Consider the following 18,143-nt stretch of genomic DNA (forward strand, 5'->3'; position numbering starts at 1 on the left):
GCGAAGCGAGCCGCTCTTGCTCTTGCCCCTCTGCTTTTGATCTTAGCCGCCCCCAAATCCATAGCGAATTACGGGCACACCGAGCCTAAGCGAGGTGCTGAGTGGTGGGGCCTTTCAGCTGTCGTAGCAAGAAACGGCCATTGCTTAAGTGTTAGCCATTTACCGCCAGGGCATTGATAAGCGTCGCGTTGTTCCTCGTATTTGAAGTCCGTGCGATCAAAAAACTCAGTACCGTCACCTTGATTGTTGACCGAGCGATTAGGCGGTACGAAGGCCATGATGCCGACATTTTCACAGGCTTGAAACTGTTCGCCATTGGAGTAGCCGGCATCGGCCGTGACGCTTAATTGCGATTGATGAGGACGGCACCTACCTGATGGTAGAACTCAACCTGTCTGAAGAGCTGCACGAGAACATGAACCTGTTCGGCCGTGTCATGTACCCCCAGAGCACCCTCTATTGCATGACTTGCTCGCTGTCCCATGGCGGGGAAGGGCTGGGAGCGTTCATGGGCGAGAAACGTGCCCGCCAGATGGCGCAGGCGGCCGGTTTCAGTCATTTTCGCAAAGTCCCCTCGGAGTGGCCGCCGATGCCGGCGCTGTTCGAGCTCAAGCCTTGACTTGAACTCGTTGCGGCGAGGGAGCTTGCTCCCTCGCCACATTGCGCACCGCCGCCAAAATAGTGCGCAATAAGGCAATTTAATGGCCCCTTTGTAACAAAATCCTCGCCAAAATCACTTTTATTTTCAGGTGGTTAGGTGGGGATGCAAATGCGCACTGTTGGAATGATGCTGATTGCCTGCTCCCTGGCAGGTGGCGCGACCACCGTACAGGCTCGGGAGTTGCGCGAGGGCGACAAGTACATGTGCAGTTGGGGCGCGGGCACGGCTGCCAGAGCCCAGGAACTCAAACTGTCCGGGGTGTCGCTGTATGCCGCTCGGCAGAAGATCCAGACCATCAAGTTCAATAAATCCTGGATGCGCATGATGGCCATGGGTATCACCGAGCAAACCTATGACAGCCGCTCAAGACTCAAGCCTGAGGCGATTCGCAAAAGTTTTTACCAGGATTGCGTGCGCTACAAAGTCGCACGTAAATAAGCCGAAGCCGTTTAACGGCGCTTACAAATCCCCCACAAACCCTGTGTGAGTATTTGCATACAATTGCGCACTTCTTCATGGAGGCTTGTATGCAAGTGCTTATTCGAGCGGCGACAGCCGATGATGTCGACACGCTGTGCGCTATTCGCACCTCGGTGGTGCAAAACCATCTGAGCCTTGAGCAAATGGCCGAACGGGGGATTACGCCGCCGGTACTGGTCGACGCATTACGCCAAGCGCCTTGCGCCTGGATCGCCGAAGTTGACGGCCAGGCAGCCGGATTTTCCATGGTTGATCTGGATGAAGGTGAAGTGTTCGCGATGTTCGTGTTGCCCACGCACGAGAACCTGGGCCTGGGACGCCAACTGATGGCAGTGGCTGAGGCCGCATTGTTTGAACGCCATGACCGGCTGTATCTGGTCACTGACGGGCGTGATGAAATCCGTGCCAACGGCTTCTATCAACGCCTGGGTTGGTCCAACGTCGGTCAGGTCGATGGCGATGACGTTCGCTATGAAAAAAGCAGGGCGCCGTAGGTCATGAATGCCCCGCAACCGCCATCGTCCAACGGCTTGCTGTATTTAGCCGTGGGAGTGCTGTGCCTCGCAGCGCTACTGGGGGGCTATTTCATTCAACTCAACGCTCAGGTGGACCGTCAGCGTGAAGAGGCCGCTGAGCGCCTGGCGCTTTGTCGGCACATGGAGACCGTCGTGGAGGTGAGCGCTGCCAGACGCGCTGAACTTCAACAGAGGTGCAAGCAGTTGAGCCAAGAGTGATTGTAAGTGTGCCGCGACTGGCTGAATAACCCTTTTTTATAGATGGACTTATAGCGCAGGTATAAGCGTTACTTGCACCAAAAAGTGGCACTCGGTGTGTTCGTTACCTTAAAAAACATGTGGTTATTGAATGACTTACGACGCTTTTAATCCGACGAAAGGATTAAAATAATCTTGTTACAGGTTTTTACACTCGCTACTATAGCCGGGCGTTCACCTCCCACGGTTTATGCATTTTTAAATCCCAAGTTTCCATCAGCTACTTGGGATTTTTTTTTGCCTTGAATTAAGTACGGGTAACCATGTTAGTGATACGGCCTGCCACTCGGCACGCGTTCGCTGCCGGGCGAAATGAGGCATGGCTAACACTTTTGCATTAATTGCCTCGCCTGCCGCGAAACCTCATCTACGCTGTTTTGCATCACAATCACCAGGTAGGCCCGCACAAGGGCGCTTGCCATGATCTCGATCGTCGAATTCAACCGCATCATGGCCTCGGGGTTCCAACCGCTTTGCTGCGACTGCACCTTGAACAGCGATGGCTCGCTGCGCATCAGCATTTATGAGCCGCAGTCCGGTCGTGTCGATCTTTTGTTGACGTGCGTGTCCCCTGAAGGTCTGGACAGCATCCGTTCCATCTCAAACCTGATTGGAGAGTTGCGCGCCGAGATCAAGGCCGGGCGCCGTGGGTTTGCGGCAGTGGGCTAGGGGTTGAGCACGGCGTCAGAGGCGACGCAGAAAGGATTTGACGATGTGACGGGTGGCGTCAGTGGTATCCAGCTCGTCCAGGGCGCTGTAGGCATGCCATTGGCACGCAACGATCTCGTTGCATGGCCGTGCTTCGTCGATGTTTACCACCGAGGCTTCGAACACATGGTGCAGGGTGTCGCGGGCCTTCAGTTCTTGCAAGTACAGCAAACCGTCGACGTTTAATCCGGTTTCTTCTTCCAGCTCACGCTCGGCGGCGCCCACCGGGCGTTCGTCGCGTTCTACCTTGCCGCCCGGCAATGCCCACTTTGATCTGGCCTTGCGCACGAAGAGAATATGCCCTTCATGTTCGCAAATGACGGTTGCTCTAATTTTCATCGTATGTGCCCCCGCGCCGGATGAATGTCACAAAAGTGTAATGCAAATGTCATGCTAAGTGGTTATGGCGTGCCGGGACCTGTATGTGGATACTGCCCGATTGACGAAGACGAACGAGGGCATTCGATGAAGACCATACGCTGGGGCATGATCGGCTGTGGCAGTGTCACTGAGTTAAAGAGTGGACCCGCTTTCTACAAAGCGCCAGGTTCAGCATTGGTGGCCGTGATGGGGCGGCGTAGCGAGGCGGTGCGCGATTATGCAGCGCGGCATGGCATTGCACGTTTTTATACCGATGCCCAGGCACTGATCAATGACCCGGAGGTGGATGCGGTCTACATCGCCACACCGCCCGACAGTCATCTTGAATACAGCCTGATGGTGGCTGCGGCGGGCAAACATTGCTGCGTCGAAAAGCCCATGTCGCTGAATGCCGAGCAGAGCACATTGATGCAACGCACCTTTGAGCGCGCGGGGTTGCACCTGTTTGTTTCTTATTATCGGCGCTCGTTGCCGCGCTTCCAGCAAGTGCGCAATTGGTTGCAGGAGGGGCGCATCGGCGAGTTGCGGCACCTGACCTGGACCCTGTGCAAGCCTGCCGCTGCAGCTGATAGCAACGCCGCCAATTGGCGCACCGACCCGGCCATTGCCGGTGGCGGATATTTCGCCGACCTGGCCAGCCACGGGTTTGACCTGTTCCAGTACCTGGCCGGGGATATTGTCGAGGTCTCAGGCTTTTCTGCGCGCCAGGCCGGGCGCTACGCGGCGGAGGATGCTGTAACGGCCTGCTGGACCTTCGCCAATGGTGCCTTGGGCATGGGCTGCTGGAATTTCGTGGCGGACCGCCGCGAAGACCGTGTCGAACTGATCGGCAGCCATGGCCGCATTCAATTTTCAGTGTTCGAGGATCAACCATTGCGCCTGGAAAGCGAAACCAGCGAGGTGTTGGAAGTGCCGTGCCATGCGCATATCCAGTGGCACCACGTATTGGGCATGAATGCGCATATTCGCGGGGACGCCGAACATCCGTCGCTGGCGATCGAGGCGTTGAAGACCGATATCATCCTGGACAAGGTGCTGCAACGTTACTCCAACCATCCCTAGCTGCCGCGATAGCGTGAGACTTCATTTTTAAAGGAATACGGGATGAAATACTGGATGGTGTTGTGGCTCCTGATCGCCACAGTTGCAACGGCGGCGCCGCGTGACCAAGGGCTACCGGGGGAGTTTGACTTTTATGTGCTGTCGTTGTCGTGGTCTCCGACCTTCTGCCTGACGCACCCAGGCAATGAACAGTGCACGGGCAAGGGCTATGGGTTTGTGTTGCACGGCTTGTGGCCGCAATACGCGCGGGGAGGGTGGCCGGCCTCCTGTGCGCCACACTCACGCTTGAATGCCGAGGAAATGGACAAGGGCGCGGCGCTGTTTCCAACCCGTGCGCTGCTCAAGCACGAGTGGGCCAAGCATGGGACCTGCAGCGGGCTCGAACCGCTGGAGTATCTGGACAAGACCGACACGGCCCTCGGCGCGGTGGTCATTCCGCCACAACTGCAGCCATTCAATACGCCCGCGTCGCTACAGGCGCGTGAGATTGAGGACTTGTTTCGCGAGAGTAACCCGCGCATGGGCAATCACGGCTTGGCGGTAATCTGCAAGGGCAAGGTGCTGTCGGAGGTGCGCGTGTGCCTGACCAAGGAGCTGGCATTCACCGGGTGCCCGCGCAGCGTGAAAAGCCAATGCCGTAGTGGTGATATTCGTATTCCGACGCAGCGCTGAGCTCAGTTGCGGGGGCCAGCTTCTTGCTCCCGTGACGGCGTGTAAGTCGCCGAATCTATATCTGATGTGCTGGGGTCCAAATGTGGGAGGGGGCTTGCCCCCGATGGCGGCCTAAGAGCCGACCAGGATGCTGGACTTTGATCGAGTGCATATCCGTTATTTGGGTAACGGCTGATATGGGTTCCGCCCTTACGGCGGGTCACTTTCGAAAAGCGCGAAAGTAACCAAAGCGCTCTTGCCCCACCACTCGGCACCTCGCTCAGGCTCGGTGTGCCCGTAATCCGCCAGTGATTTGGGGGGCCGCCGCCACGCGCCATCCATGGCGCGGGGCGGCTAAACCGGCATCCCTGCCGGTTTACCCCCCAAATCCCTGTCGAATTCCGGCCAGCGTGGTTTGACGGGGCGCCTAAGATCAAAAGCAGAGCAAGAGCTAGAGCAAGAGCGGCTCGCTTCGCATCGTGGTTACGGTTGGCTAACTACACAGTTGTGTTGATAGGTATGCCTTGATGGCGTGGAGGTTGACCGCCGACTGACGGTTATTGTCAGAAATTTCCCACAGGAGTACAAATGTACTCCATGACTAATCTTACTCCTCGCCGTACCGCCATCCTGACCTTCATCCGCGAGCGCATCGCGCAGCAAGGCCAGCCCCCCAGCCTCGCCGAGATCGCCGAGGCGTTCGGCTTTGCCTCGCGCAGCGTCGCCCGCAAGCATGTGGTGGCGTTGACTGAAGCCGGCTTCATCGAGGTCAACCCCAATCAGGCCCGTGGCATTCGTTTGCTCAATCAACCTGCGCGTCCCGAGTGGCTGGATGTCCCGGTACTTGGGCGGGTGGCGGCCGGCCGGCCCATTGGTGCCGATGCCGACGTGCACAGCCGCTTGCAACTGGACCCGGCCACTTTCGCCAAAACCCCCGATTACCTGCTGCGCGTACAGGGTGATTCGATGATCGAAGACGGCATTCTCGACGGCGACCTGGTGGGTGTGCGCCGCAGTGCCGAAGCTTTGAACGGGCAGATTGTGGTGGCGCGCCTGGACGGTGAGGTCACCATCAAGCGCTTCGAGCGCAACGGCGAGCGCGTGCGTTTATTGCCGCGCAACCCGGCGTATCAACCCATTGTGGTCGGCCCTGATCAGGACCTGGCCATCGAAGGGGTGTTCTGCGGCCTGGTGAGGCAAGGCTGATGGGCGCCGTGGTTGCGCTGGACTCGCTGTTCAATGGCGGGCGAGTCTGGAAGGGCCGTCCCGCTGCGCCACCGGCCAGCGTGCACCCAACGGGGCTGGCGGCGCTGGATGCGGTGCTGCCCAGTGGCGGCTGGCCGGAAGCGGCCTTGAGTGAAATCCTCATGGCCCGGGATGGGGTGGGCGAATTGCAACTGGTGCTGCCCACCCTGGCGCGCTTGTCGGCCCAGGGTGAGCGCATTGTGCTGGTGGCGCCGCCCTATACGCCGTATCCCCATGCCTGGCAGAACGCCGGAGTGGATATCCGCCAGCTTTCCATTATCCAGGCCCAGGAGCGCGATGCGCTGTGGGCGGTGGAACAATGCCTGCGCTCGGGCAGTTGCGGTGCGGTGTTGTGCTGGCCGCGCAAGGCTGATGATCGGGCCTTGCGGCGTTTGCAGGTGGCGGCGGAAACCGGGCAGACCCTGGCGTTCGCCTGGCGTTCCTTGAGTGAGGCGGTCAATGCCTCGCCCGCGGCCTTGCGCCTGGCGGTCGAGGCAAAGCCTGCGCAAGTGCGCGTGCTCAAGTGCCGGGGTGGGTTGGCCCATCCGGCACCGATTGCCCTGGCGGGGCATTGAGGTTGCCATGCGTTGGGTCTGTATCGTCTTCCCGCAATTGGCGCTGGACGGGGCGCAGCGTGTGCACCCCGAACCCGATCAGCCTCTGGCGCTGCTGGCCGGTACGCCGCAGCGACGTGTGCTGCAAACCGTCAATACCGCCGCCCGTGCCCTGGGCTTGCGCCCTGGTCAATCGTTGACGGCCGCCCATGCCGTGGCCAAAGGCTTTGCCTGTGTGGAATACGACCCTCTGGAAATCGAGCGCTTGCAGCAGTTTCTTGCCGCCTGGGCTTACCGCTTCAGTTCCCAGGTCAGCCTGTATTACCCACGTGCCTTGTTGTTCGAGATCGAGTCGAGCCTGGGCCTGTTCGGGCCCTGGTCGCAGTTCGAGGCGCGCTTGCGCAAGGAGTTGACCGAGCTTGGCTTTCGTCACCGCATCGTCGCTGCGCCCAACCCGGCGGCGGCGCGGGTGTTGGCAAATCTTTACGATGGCCTGGCCGTGGCCGATGATAACGCCTTGATGCAGGCCCTGGCGCCACTGCCTGTCGACCGCGCCGGTCTTGAGCCGCAGGCCGCCACCGCCTTGTCCCGCATGGGCCTGCGCACCCTGGCCCAGGTGCAGGCATTGCCGCGGCATACCTTGGCGCGGCGCTTTGAGGCCAGCCTGCTCAAGCATCTCGACGCCCTGAGCGGGCAACGGCCCCTGGCATTGGCGTTCTATCAGCCGCCGGACCAGTTCGAGGCGCGCATCGAGTTGAACTTCGATGTGCAATCCCACCAGGCCTTGCTGTTTCCATTACGACGCTTGACCGGCGATTTGTCGGCCTTCCTGTGCGGCCGTGACAGCGGCGTGCAGCGCTTTGACCTGCACCTGGAACATGCCCAGGCGCCCGACAGCGTGATCAAGGTGGGCCTGCTCAGTGCCGAGCGCGAGCCCTTGATGTTGTTTGAGCTGGCCCGTGGGCGCCTGGAGCAGGTCCAGGTCACCTCGCCGGTACGTGGTTTGCGCCTGGTGGCCGAGGACTTGCCGGTGTTCGTGCCTCAGCGCCAGGACCTGTTCGACGACCGCCCGCAGCAAACCCTGCCGTGGGAACAGTTGCGCGAACGTCTGCGCGCGCGCCTGGGGGATGAGGCGGTGCAGGGCCTGCGCTTTCACGCCGACCATCGCCCCGAATGCGCCTGGCAAGCCGCGACCGACAGCCGCCCATGCCCGAGCTTGAACAAGGTGCGGCGCCCCGGCTGGCTGCTGCCCGAACCGACGCTGGTGGCCGAGCAGGGCGTGCATATATTGATGGGCCCGGAGCGCATCGAATCCGGCTGGTGGGATGGCGCCGATATCCGCCGCGACTATTACCTGATCCAGACCCGCGCCGGCCAGCAAGGCTGGGCCTACCGCAATGTGGGGTGCAGCGATGGGCTGTGGCTGCAAGGCTGGTTTGCATGAGCTCTGTAGGAGCGAGCTTGCTCGCGAAGGTCGTCAACGATGACGCCGGCATCCTGAATGAACGCGGCGCCTTCAAGTTTTTCGCGAGCAAGCTCGCTCCTACAGCGGCGAATAGCGCATGAGCTACGCCGAACTGCATTGCCTGTCCAATTTCAGTTTCCAGCGTGGTGCCTCCAGTGCACTGGAGCTGTTCCAGCGGGCCAAACACCAGGGTTACAGCGCCCTGGCAATCACCGATGAATGCACCTTGTCGGGCATTGTACGGGCCTGGCAGGCGGCGAAAGCGGTGGGCTTGCCGCTGATTATCGGCAGTGAAGTGTGCATCGAAAACGGCCCCAAACTGGTGCTGCTGGTGCAAGACCTCAGCGGCTACCAGCACCTGTGCAGGCTGATCACTCTGGCCCGGCGCCGTGCCGAAAAAGGCCGTTACCGTCTGCTGCAGGAAGACTTCGAGCAACCACTGCCCGGCCTGCTGGCGCTGTGGGTGGCGCAGGACCACGACACCCAGGCCTCGATCCAATGGCTGCGCCGCACCTTCGCCGGGCGCCTGTGGTTGGCGGTGCAATTGCATTGCGGCCAGGACGACGAACACCACCTGGGACAACGCCTGAACCTGGCCGCCCAGTTGCAGATCCCGGCGGTGGCTTGCGGGGATGTGCACATGCACGCTCGCGGCCGCCGCGCCCTGCAAGACACCATGACCGCCATCCGTCATCACGTCGCGGTGGCCGACGCCGGTACGTTATTGCATCCCAATGGCGAGCGGCATTTGCGCAGCCTCGATGCCCTGGCCGCGCTGTACCCGCAAGCGCTGCTTGACGAAACCCTGGCGATTGCACGGCGTTGCACCTTCGACCTGAGCCAGTTGCGCTATCACTACCCACGCGAACTGGTGCCGACAGGCCATGACGCCGCCTCCTGGTTGCGTGCGGTCACCGAAGAAGGCATTGCCCGGCGCTGGCCCAAGGGCGCCGATGCCAGGACCTTGCAGCAGATCGACAAGGAACTTGGACTGATCAGCGAGTTGGGCTACGAAAGTTATTTCCTCACGGTTCACGACATTGTGCGCTTCGCCCGCAGCCGTTCGATCCTGTGCCAGGGCCGTGGCTCGGCGGCCAATTCGGCGGTGTGTTTTGCCTTGGGAATTACCGAAATCGACCCAAGCCTGACCGACATGCTGTTCGAGCGCTTCCTCTCCAAAGAGCGCAATGAACCGCCGGATATCGACGTGGACTTTGAGCACGAACGCCGCGAAGAAGTGCTGCAATACGTATTCCAGCGTTACGGCCGCCACCGTGCAGCGTTGACTGCGGTGGTCAGCAGCTACCATGCCGCCGGCGCGGTGCGCGATGTGGCCAAGGCCCTCGGGCTGCCGCCGGACCAGATCAATGCGCTGGCCGACTGCTGCGGGCGCTGGAGCGATGACGCGCCACCTCTTGAACGCCTGCGTGAAAGCGGCTTCGACCCGGACAGCCCACTGCTGCGCCGCGTGTTGACGCTCACCCGGCAATTGATCGGTTTCCCCCGGCACCTGTCCCAGCACCCTGGCGGTTTCGTGATTAGCGAATACCCGCTGGACACCCTGGTACCGGTGGAGAACGCGGCCATGGCTGAGCGCACCATCATCCAGTGGGACAAGGATGACCTGGACGCCGTCGGCCTGCTCAAAGTGGATATCCTCGCCCTCGGTATGCTCAGCGCCATCCGCCGCTGTTTCGATTTGCTGCGTCGGCATCGCAACCTGGATTTGAGCCTGGCGAACATTCCCAAGGAAGATCCGGCGACCTACGCCATGATCAGCAAGGCCGACACCATCGGCGTGTTCCAGATCGAATCGCGGGCACAGATGTCGATGTTGCCCAGGCTCAAGCCGCAAACCTTCTATGACCTGGTGATCGAAGTCGCCATCGTGCGCCCTGGGCCGATTCAGGGCGGCATGGTGCATCCGTATTTGCGCCGCAGGAACAAAGAGGAAGCAGAAACCTATCCTTCACCCCAATTGGAGGCCGTGCTCAAACGCACCCTGGGTATCCCTTTGTTCCAGGAACAAGTGATGCAGATCGCCATGGTCGCCGCCGACTACAGCCCTGGTGAGGCCGACCAGTTGCGCCGCTCCATGGCCGCCTGGAAACGTCACGGCGGCCTGGAGCCGCACCAGAAACGTCTGCGCGACGGTATGCTCAAGAACGGCTACACCAAAGCCTTTGCCGCGCAGATTTTCGAGCAGATCAAAGGCTTTGGCAGCTATGGCTTCCCCGAATCCCACGCGGCCAGTTTTGCCCTGCTGACCTACGCCAGTTGCTGGCTCAAGTGCCATGAGCCGGCGGCTTTCGCCTGTGCGCTGATCAACAGCTGGCCCATGGGTTTCTACAGCCCGGACCAGATCCTGCAGGACGCCCGGCGCCATCGTTTGCAGATCCGCCCGGTGGATGTGCAAGCCAGTGACTGGGATTGCAGCCTGGAGCCTATCGATGGTCGGCAACCGGCGATTCGGATGGGCTTGCGTATGATCTCGGGGTTTCGCGAGGACGATGGGCGGCGCATCGAAGCCGCACGCCAACGGCAACCGTTCAGCGACATCGCCGACCTGGACGCCCGCGCTGGCCTGGATGCCCGGGCCCAGGCGCTGCTGGCGGATGCCGGAGCCTTGCGCGCCCTGGCCGGCAACCGGCACCAGGCCCGCTGGGACATGGCCGGTGTGCACAAGCAACTCGGCTTGTTTGCCGGCCAGCCAAGTCCGGATGAAACCGTGGTGCAATTGCCCGCGCCCAGCGTAGGCGAGGACCTGCAAGCCGATTACGCCACGCTGGGCACCACCCTTGGGCCGCATCCCCTGGCCTTGCTGCGCACCGAGTTGCGCAAGCGCCGCTGCCGCAGTTCCCAAGAGTTGCTGGCGGTGGAGCATGGGCGCAATGTGAGCATCGCCGGTTTGGTAACCGGTCGGCAGCGCCCCGGTACGGCCAGTGGTGTGACCTTTGTCACCCTCGAAGATGAATTCGGCAACCTCAATGTGGTGGTCTGGCGCGACCTGGCCGAGCGCCAGCGCCAGGCGCTGGTGGGCTCGCGCCTGCTCAAGGTGGATGGGCGCTGGGAAGCGGTGGGCGAGGTGCGGCATTTGATCGCAGGGCGCCTGACCGATTTGACGCCGCTGTTGGATGGAATCGTGGTGCGCAGCCGGGATTTTCATTGAGTTCAGTGGTTTGTGCATTCCAATGCGTACAAGATGAAACCATCCACCGTCGGCGCGCTCCAAAACTTGCGATTGTCTACTCCTGCGCACAGAGCCTAATGATGCAATTTTTATCCAACCCCCACGGCTGTGAAGGCTGGGCCGGCGAAATGGCTCAGCGGATACGCACGTTTGACTGGTCAACGACCGACCTTGGCCCTCTGGATCAGTGGTCCACAAGCCTGGCTTGCACCGTGCAAATGATGCTCGCCTCACCGGTGCCGATGGTGATGTTGTGGGGGCGGGCGGGGTACATGATCTACAACGACAGCTATTCGGCATTTGCCGGCGGGCGCCATCCCTACCTATTGGGCACGCCGGTGGAGCTGGGCTGGCCGGAGGTGGCCGAATTCAATCGGCATGTGGTCGATACATGCCTGGCGGGCGGGACCTTGTCGTTCAACAACAAGGAACTGGTGTTGTCGCGTCACGGCCGGCCGGAAAGCGTGTGGCTGGACCTCTATTACAGCCCGGTGGCCGGTGATAATCAGGAGCCGGCCGGTGTGCTGGCGATTGTGGTGGAAACCACCGAGCTGGTGAAGTCCGAGCGGGTACGTCAGGAACTCACCCATAACCTGGAGCAACGCGTGGCCGCTGAGGTGCAGGCGCGCTCTGCCGCCGAAGACCAGTTGCGTCAGTCACAAAAGCTGGAGGCGATTGGCGGCCTCACCGGGGGCGTGGCCCATGACTTCAATAACCTGCTGCAAGTGATCGCCGGCAATCTGCATTTGCTTGCCCGGCATGAACCGGATAATTGCCAGGTGCAACGTCGCGTCACCGCGGCCATCGCCGCAGTCGAGCGTGGGGCCAAGCTGTCCTCGCAACTGCTGGCGTTTGCCCGACGCCAACCATTATCACCGGCGGTGTACAACCCGCAACGCATCTACGCCGGTCTGGGCGAGTTGCTGCAACGGGCGCTGGGCGAAACCATTCATATCGACGTGCAACTGCCCCAGGACTCCTGGTGCATCAATGTCGACCGCAACCAGTTGGAAAACGCGCTGCTTAACCTGGCGATCAACGCCCGGGATGCCATGCAGGGCGAGGGGGTAATTCGCATCACCGGGGAAAACGTCATCCTCAACCCCAACGATTGCGTCGGTAAAAGCATCAGGCCCGGCGAGTACGTGCGCCTGGCGGTGTCCGATACCGGTGTAGGCATGTCCCAGGCGACCCTCAAGCGCGCCTTCGAACCCTTTTTCACCACCAAGCGCGAAGGCCACGGCACCGGCCTGGGGCTGAGCATGGTGTTTGGTTTTGTACGCCAGAGTGGTGGGCACGTGGATATGTGGAGCGAGGAGGGCAAGGGCTCAGTGGTACAGATGTATTTTCCCCATAGCCTGGAGCCCGAATGCCTCGACGACGACAGTGACGTGGACCTGCAAGGCGGCGGCCAGGAAACCATTCTGGTGGTCGAAGACAATGAAGGCGTGCGCCTGACGGTGGTCGAGTTGCTGCAGCAGTCGGGCTATACCGTACTGACCGCCGAAGATGGCGACCGCGCGATGCAGGTGTTGCAGCGCGGCGCGGCGCCGGACCTGATCTTCACCGACGTGGTGATGCCAGGCCGGGTCAAGAGCACCGACCTGGCCACTTGGGCGCGTGCGCAAAACCCGCCGGTGGCGGTGCTGTTCACCTCCGGCCACACCCGCGACATTCTATCCTCCAATCATTTGCTCAGCGCCGACATCCACCTGCTGAGCAAACCCTACAGTCCTGATGCCCTGACTCAACGCGTGCGCAGGGTGCTCAGCGCAAGACAAGGTTGCCCATGACATCACAGCGCAACATCCCTGCGGTTAGCGCCCAGCAATCGGGCTTTGTCAGGGTGCGTGGCGCCCGTGAACATAACCTGCGTAACGTCGACGTCGATATTCCCCGCGATGCCCTGGTGGTGTTTACCGGTGTGTCCGGCTCCGGCAAATCGTCCCTGGCGTTTTCCACCGTGTATGCCGAGGCGCAACGTCGCTATTTCGAATCGGTGGCGCCCTATGCGCGGCGCTTGATCGACCAGGTAGGCGTGCCGGATGTGGACAGCATTGAGGGCTTGCCGCCGGCGGTGGCCCTGCAACAGCAACGCGGCACACCGAGTGCGCGCTCCTCGGTGGGCAGCGTCACTACCCTGTCCAGCCTGATCCGTATGCTGTACTCCCGCGCCGGCAGCTATCCGCCGGGGCAGGCCATGCTGTATGCCGAGGATTTTTCCCCGAACCTGCCTCAGGGCGCGTGCCCGCAATGCCATGGTTTGGGTCGCGTGTATGAAGTGACCGAAGCACTGATGGTGCCCGATCCCTCCTTGACTATCCGCCAGCGTGCGGTGGCGTCGTGGCCGCTGGCATGGCAGGGCCAGAACCTGCGCGACATCCTTGTGACGCTGGGCTATGACGTCGACATCCCTTGGCGTGAGCTGCCGAAAAAACAGCGCGACTGGATCCTGTTCACCGAAGAAACCCCCACCGTGCCGGTGTACGCCGGCTTCACCCCGCAGCAGACCCGCGATGCGTTGAAACGCAAGCTCGACCCCAGCTACCAGGGCACCTTCAGCGGCGCCCGGCGCTACATCCTGCACACCTTCGCCCACACCCAAAGCGCGCTGATGAAAAAGCGCGTCTCGCAGTTCATGCAGGGCAGTGCCTGCCCGTTATGCCACGGCAAGCGCCTCACCCAGGCAGCGCTGTCGGTGAAGTTTGCCGGGGTGGATATCGGTGAGTTGTCGCAACTGTCCCTGGCACAATTGGCCGAGTTGCTGCAGCCGGTGGCGGCGGGGCAGGACAAGATGAAATTGTCGGTGGAAAAACGCCTGGCAGCCCAGCGCATTGCCCAGGACTTGCTCGAACGGGTGAACACCCTGATCGAGTTGGGCCTGGGCTATCTGTCGCTGGAGCGCAGCACGCCGACCCTGTCGTCGGGAGAGTTGCAGCGCTTGCGCCTGGCCACCCAGTTGGGCTCGCAGTTGTTCGGCGTCATCTATGTATTGGACGAGCCCTCGGCGGGCCTGCATCCGGCGGATGGCGAAGCGTTATTCAGCGCGCTTGAGCGATTAAAGGCTGCGGGTAATTCATTGTTTGTGGTGGAGCATGATCTGGAAACCATGCGCCGCGCCGACTGGTTGATCGACGTGGGCCCGGCGGCCGGTGAACATGGCGGGCAAGTGCTGTACAGCGGGCCCCCTGCGGGGTTGGAGGCTGTCGAGGCGTCACAGACCCGTGAGTATCTGTTTGCCCCACAGCGCCCGGCCAACGTGGCGCGGCGCAAGCCCAGCGCTTGGTTGAAGCTCGACGGGGTGACGCGTAATAACCTCCAGGACCTGACGGTGGAATTTCCGCTGGGCTGCTTTACCGCGGTAACCGGTATTTCCGGCTCGGGTAAATCCAGCCTGGTCAGCCAGGCGTTGCTGGAGCTGGTGGGCACGGGGCTTGGGCGCGTGCTGGAAAACGACGACGAACCCAGCCTGGAAGACGCCGCACCGCAAGCCAGCGGCGGGCGTATCAGTGCCGGGCTGGAACACATTCGCCGCCTGGTGCAGGTGGACCAAAAACCCATCGGTCGCACGCCGCGCTCTAACCTGGCGACCTACACCGGGCTGTTCGACCATGTGCGCAAGCTGTTCGCCGCTACGCCGGCAGCCAAGAAGCGCGGTTATGACGCCGGGCAATTTTCCTTCAACGTCGCCAAGGGCCGGTGCCCGAACTGCGAGGGTGAAGGTTTTGTCAGTGTTGAGCTGTTGTTTATGCCCAGCGTGTACGCGCCATGCCCCACCTGCCATGGTGCGCGCTATAACCCCGAAACCCTGGCGATCAAATGGCAGGGTTTGAACATCGCGCAGGTGCTGGGGCTGACGGTCGAGCAGGCAGTGGAAGTCTTTGCCGAGGAGGCTGGCGTACTGCGCTCATTGCAAGTGCTGCGCGATATCGGCCTGGGCTATTTGCGTCTTGGTCAGCCCGCCACCGAACTGTCCGGCGGTGAAGCCCAACGCATCAAGCTCGCCACCGAACTGCAACGCAATGCCCGCGGCGCTACCTTGTATGTACTCGATGAGCCGACCACCGGCTTGCACCCCAAGGATGTGGACCGCTTGCTCAGCCAGTTGAATCAACTGGTAGACGCGGGGCATAGCGTGGTTGTGGTCGAGCATGAGATGCGTGTGGTGGCCCAGAGCGACTGGGTCATTGATATCGGGCCGGGGGCAGGGGACCAGGGCGGGAAGGTAGTGGTGTGCGGTACGCCGCACAAGGTTGCCAAAAGCAAGAACAGTCGCACCGCGACTTACCTGGCCCAAGCGCTAACCTGATAGCCAAATGTGGGAGGGGCCAAGGCCAGGCAGTTGTAGGAGCGAGCTCGCTCGCGAAAAACCCATAGGCGCCGCGATTATTCAGGAAGCACGCGTTATCGTTGGCGTTTTTCGCGAGCAAGCTCGCTCCTACAGGCATTAGGGCACGCCCCATCCCACCTGTTGATCAGCGTTTGTTCAGTTGGGTCTGCTCCCTGGCCAGCTTCACCACATTCTCCACGGTAAACCCGAACTTTTCCTGCAACTTGGCCAACGGCGCCGACGCGCCAAAGCTGTTCATCACCACCTTGGCGCCGGTTTGCCCGACGTAGCGATCCCAACCCAGAGGGCCTGCTTGCTCTACCACGACCCGGGCCTTTATCGCGGGCGGCAAGACGCTGTCGCGGTAGGCTTGATCCTGGTCTTCAAACAGCTCCCAACTCGGCATCGATACCACTTGCGCGGCCACGCCTTCGCCCCTGAGTTGCTCGTAGGCAGCCACCGCCAGGCTGACCTCACTGCCGGTCGCGATCAGTATGACCTCAGGCTTATCCGCACCAGCCAACACATAGGCACCTTTGGCCGCACCGGAGGCGCACGCATACCGGGTGCGGTCCAGGGTCGGCAGCGCCTGGCGCGACAGCACCACGCAGCTTGGCCGATGGGTTTGCGCCAGGGCCACCTTCCATAACTCCAGGGTTTCATTGGCGTCGCCCGGGCGCAGGGTCAACAGCCCCGGCGTGGCGCGCAGTTGAGTCAGGTGTTCGATCGGCTGGTGTGTAGGCCCGTCTTCACCCACGCCGATGGAGTCATGGGTAAACACGAAAATCACCGGTATTTCCATGATCGCCGCCAGGCGGATCGGCGGTTTCATATAGTCGCTGAACACCAGAAAGGTCGAGGTGTACGGACGCAGATAGGACAGCGCCATGCCATTGGCAATCGCACCCATGGCGTGCTCGCGGATGCCGAAGTGCAGGTTGCGCCCGCTGTAGTCATCGGCGCTGAAACGCCCGGCACCGTCGAAGGTCAGGTTGGTTTTGGTCGACGGCGACAAATCCGCCGAGCCGCCCAGTAACCAGGGGATCTGTTGGGCGAAGGCATTCAGTACCTCGCCGCCGGAGGCGCGGCTGGCAACGCCCTTGGCATCGGCGGCAAAGCTGGGCAGATGCGCCTGCCATTGCTCGGGCATTTCCCCGGCGCGCATCCGGTGCAGTTCATCGGCGCGTGGCGGGTCGAGGGTTGCCAGGGTCTGGTTCCATTCGGCGTACAGCGGTTCAGCGCGCTCGTAGAGGGCATCGCGCAGGACGCTGCGGGCCTCGTCGGGCACCAGAAAACTCGAATCCTGCGGCCAGCCATAAGCAGCCTTGGTCAGGCGAATCTCGTCTTCGCCCAATGGCTCGCCATGGGCGGCAGCGGTGTTGTGCTTATGCGGCGAACCATAGCCAATCACGCTGTCGACCACGATCAGGGTCGGCGCGCCGGTGTTGGCCTTGAAGGTTTCCAGCGCCACGCTCAACGCCTGCAAGTCATTGGCGTCGGTGACATGCTGGGTATGCCAGCCGTAGGCCTGGAAGCGCTTGATCACATCTTCGCTGAACGCCAGTTCGGTGTGGCCCTCAATGCTGATGGTGTTGTTGTCGTAGATCCAGCACAGGTTATCCAGCTTCAAGTGCCCGGCCATGGAGGCCGCTTCGCTGCTGATGCCTTCCATCATGTCGCCGTCACCGCACAGGGTGTAGACGTCATAGTCGAACAGCACCTGGTCGTCGCGGTTAAAGCGCTCGGCCAGCCAACGCTGGGCCATGGCCATGCCCACGCTGTTGGCGCAGCCCTGGCCGAGCGGGCCGGTGGTGGTTTCCACGCCGGTGGTCATACGGTACTCGGGGTGGCCTGGGGTCTTGGAGCCCATCTGCCGGAACTGCTTGATATCGTCGAGGCTGATGGCCGGCTGGCCGGAGCGCTGGCCATGGGCGTCAATTTCCACCACACCGGCCAGGTGCAACAGCGAATACAGCAACATCGACGCATGACCCACGGACAACACAAAACGGTCACGGTTAGGCCAGTCGGGATGTTCAGGGTGATAACGCAGGAAGCGACTCCACAGCGTATACCCCACCGGCGCCAGGCCCATGGGCGTGCCCGGATGCCCCGAATTGGCCTTCTGCACGGCGTCCATGGCCAGGGTGCGCAGGGTGTTGATGCATTGAGTGTCGGCAGCAGTGGCAGCGTGATTCATGAAACCTGTCTCCCTCGGGTGGCGATCTACAGTGGAGGGCAGGGCACGGCAAAGGTTTGATCCCATCGGATGCAGCGCGACGAACGGGGCTGTATTGACCTCAAACATGACAAGACCCATTGGAATGGGCTAGCTTCAAGGGCGTAGACCATTGATCAATCTGTGGAGGTACGCCATGCCAGTGAAACACGACCTGTATCAGGACTTGGGTGTCAGCAAGGAAGACGTTCACAAGCGCAGGGCGGAGGACAAACGGCTGGATTCGCTGCTCACTCAATATGACGACGCCGACGCGAATGTACTGAAAGCGGAAAAAGCCAGTGCCAGCGATGAGGAAGTGGAAAACCTGAAGAAGAAACGGCTGCTGATCAAGGACGAGATCGCCGGGCGATTGGGCTAGGCGCAAACGGCAATATTTGTTCAGATTTGTATGCGCGACATTG

At 61.4% G+C, this 18,143-nt stretch carries 15 protein-coding genes and 2 pseudogenes; 14 read left to right on the forward strand and 3 right to left on the reverse strand.

The window, feature by feature from the left end:
* Positions 1-140: 140 nt before the first annotated feature.
* Positions 141-356, reverse strand: a pseudogene (locus JFT63_RS04365) (IS5/IS1182 family transposase); the annotation flags it as partial.
* A gap of 2 nt (positions 357-358) precedes the next feature.
* Between JFT63_RS04365 and JFT63_RS04360 the strand changes: the two are divergent.
* The 5 genes and pseudogenes from JFT63_RS04360 to JFT63_RS04340 form a co-directional block, all read left to right on the forward strand.
* Positions 359-619, forward strand: a pseudogene (locus tag JFT63_RS04360) (class I SAM-dependent methyltransferase); the annotation flags it as partial.
* Positions 620-769: 150 nt separating this feature from the next.
* On the forward strand, positions 770-1,099 hold the full coding sequence (locus JFT63_RS04355; protein ID WP_198843543.1) for a hypothetical protein: 330 nt from the start codon (positions 770-772) through the stop codon (positions 1,097-1,099).
* Positions 1,100-1,188: 89 nt separating this feature from the next.
* A complete protein-coding gene (locus JFT63_RS04350; protein ID WP_198708629.1) occupies positions 1,189-1,635 on the forward strand; it encodes a GNAT family N-acetyltransferase in 447 nt (148 codons plus the stop codon).
* 3 nt (positions 1,636-1,638) lie between these two features.
* Entirely contained in the window at positions 1,639-1,875 is a 237-nt protein-coding gene (locus JFT63_RS04345; RefSeq protein ID WP_057702796.1) for a hypothetical protein, read from the forward strand.
* A gap of 459 nt (positions 1,876-2,334) precedes the next feature.
* Positions 2,335-2,583, forward strand: a complete 249-nt coding sequence (locus tag JFT63_RS04340; protein ID WP_057702797.1) for a DUF1652 domain-containing protein — start codon at positions 2,335-2,337, stop codon at positions 2,581-2,583.
* A 15-nt stretch (positions 2,584-2,598) separates the two neighbouring features.
* On the opposite strand, the gene JFT63_RS04335 is transcribed toward JFT63_RS04340, so the two are convergent.
* Positions 2,599-2,961 carry an NUDIX hydrolase gene (locus JFT63_RS04335; protein WP_057702800.1) on the reverse strand — a complete coding sequence of 121 codons (363 nt, stop codon included), beginning with the start codon at positions 2,959-2,961 and terminating at the stop codon, positions 2,599-2,601.
* 126 nt (positions 2,962-3,087) lie between these two features.
* Here JFT63_RS04335 and JFT63_RS04330 point away from each other — a divergent pair, with 126 nt between their 5' ends.
* From JFT63_RS04330 to uvrA, 8 genes are all read left to right on the forward strand, one after another.
* Complete coding sequence (locus JFT63_RS04330) at positions 3,088-4,065, forward strand: Gfo/Idh/MocA family protein (RefSeq protein WP_057702801.1); 978 nt, start codon at positions 3,088-3,090, stop codon at positions 4,063-4,065.
* A gap of 42 nt (positions 4,066-4,107) precedes the next feature.
* Positions 4,108-4,737, forward strand: a complete 630-nt coding sequence (locus tag JFT63_RS04325) for a ribonuclease T2 family protein (RefSeq protein ID WP_057702803.1) — start codon at positions 4,108-4,110, stop codon at positions 4,735-4,737.
* Positions 4,738-5,304: 567 nt separating this feature from the next.
* On the forward strand, positions 5,305-5,922 hold the full coding sequence (gene lexA / locus JFT63_RS04320; protein ID WP_057702804.1) for a transcriptional repressor LexA: 618 nt from the start codon (positions 5,305-5,307) through the stop codon (positions 5,920-5,922).
* Positions 5,922-6,536: a translesion DNA synthesis-associated protein ImuA gene (gene imuA / locus JFT63_RS04315; protein WP_057702806.1), complete on the forward strand. Its 615-nt coding sequence runs from the start codon at positions 5,922-5,924 to the stop codon at positions 6,534-6,536. Before lexA ends, imuA begins: the two co-directional genes overlap by 1 nt.
* 7 nt (positions 6,537-6,543) lie before the next feature.
* A complete protein-coding gene (locus JFT63_RS04310) occupies positions 6,544-7,959 on the forward strand; it encodes a Y-family DNA polymerase (protein ID WP_198843542.1) in 1,416 nt (471 codons plus the stop codon).
* A gap of 118 nt (positions 7,960-8,077) precedes the next feature.
* Complete coding sequence (locus JFT63_RS04305; protein ID WP_198843541.1) at positions 8,078-11,149, forward strand: error-prone DNA polymerase; 3,072 nt, start codon at positions 8,078-8,080, stop codon at positions 11,147-11,149.
* 101 nt (positions 11,150-11,250) lie between these two features.
* Positions 11,251-12,963, forward strand: coding sequence for an ATP-binding protein (locus JFT63_RS04300; protein WP_186563263.1), 1,713 nt, complete (start codon positions 11,251-11,253; stop codon positions 12,961-12,963).
* A complete protein-coding gene (uvrA, locus tag JFT63_RS04295; protein ID WP_198843540.1) occupies positions 12,960-15,479 on the forward strand; it encodes an excinuclease ABC subunit UvrA in 2,520 nt (839 codons plus the stop codon). The genes JFT63_RS04300 and uvrA overlap by 4 nt, the downstream gene beginning before the upstream one ends.
* Before the next feature lie 166 nt (positions 15,480-15,645).
* On the opposite strand, the gene tkt is transcribed toward uvrA, so the two are convergent.
* Complete coding sequence (gene tkt, locus JFT63_RS04290) at positions 15,646-17,700, reverse strand: transketolase (protein WP_186563258.1); 2,055 nt, start codon at positions 17,698-17,700, stop codon at positions 15,646-15,648.
* Between the two features lie 175 nt (positions 17,701-17,875).
* Between tkt and JFT63_RS04285 the strand changes: the two genes are divergently transcribed.
* Positions 17,876-18,100 (forward strand): YdcH family protein, encoded by a 225-nt coding sequence (locus JFT63_RS04285; protein ID WP_057702817.1) that lies wholly within the window; start codon positions 17,876-17,878, stop codon positions 18,098-18,100.
* Positions 18,101-18,143: the final 43 nt, after the last annotated feature.

This window comes from Pseudomonas sp. MF7453, from assembly GCF_016405455.1.
GTDB classification, from domain to species: Bacteria; Pseudomonadota; Gammaproteobacteria; order Pseudomonadales; family Pseudomonadaceae; genus Aquipseudomonas; species Aquipseudomonas paralactis.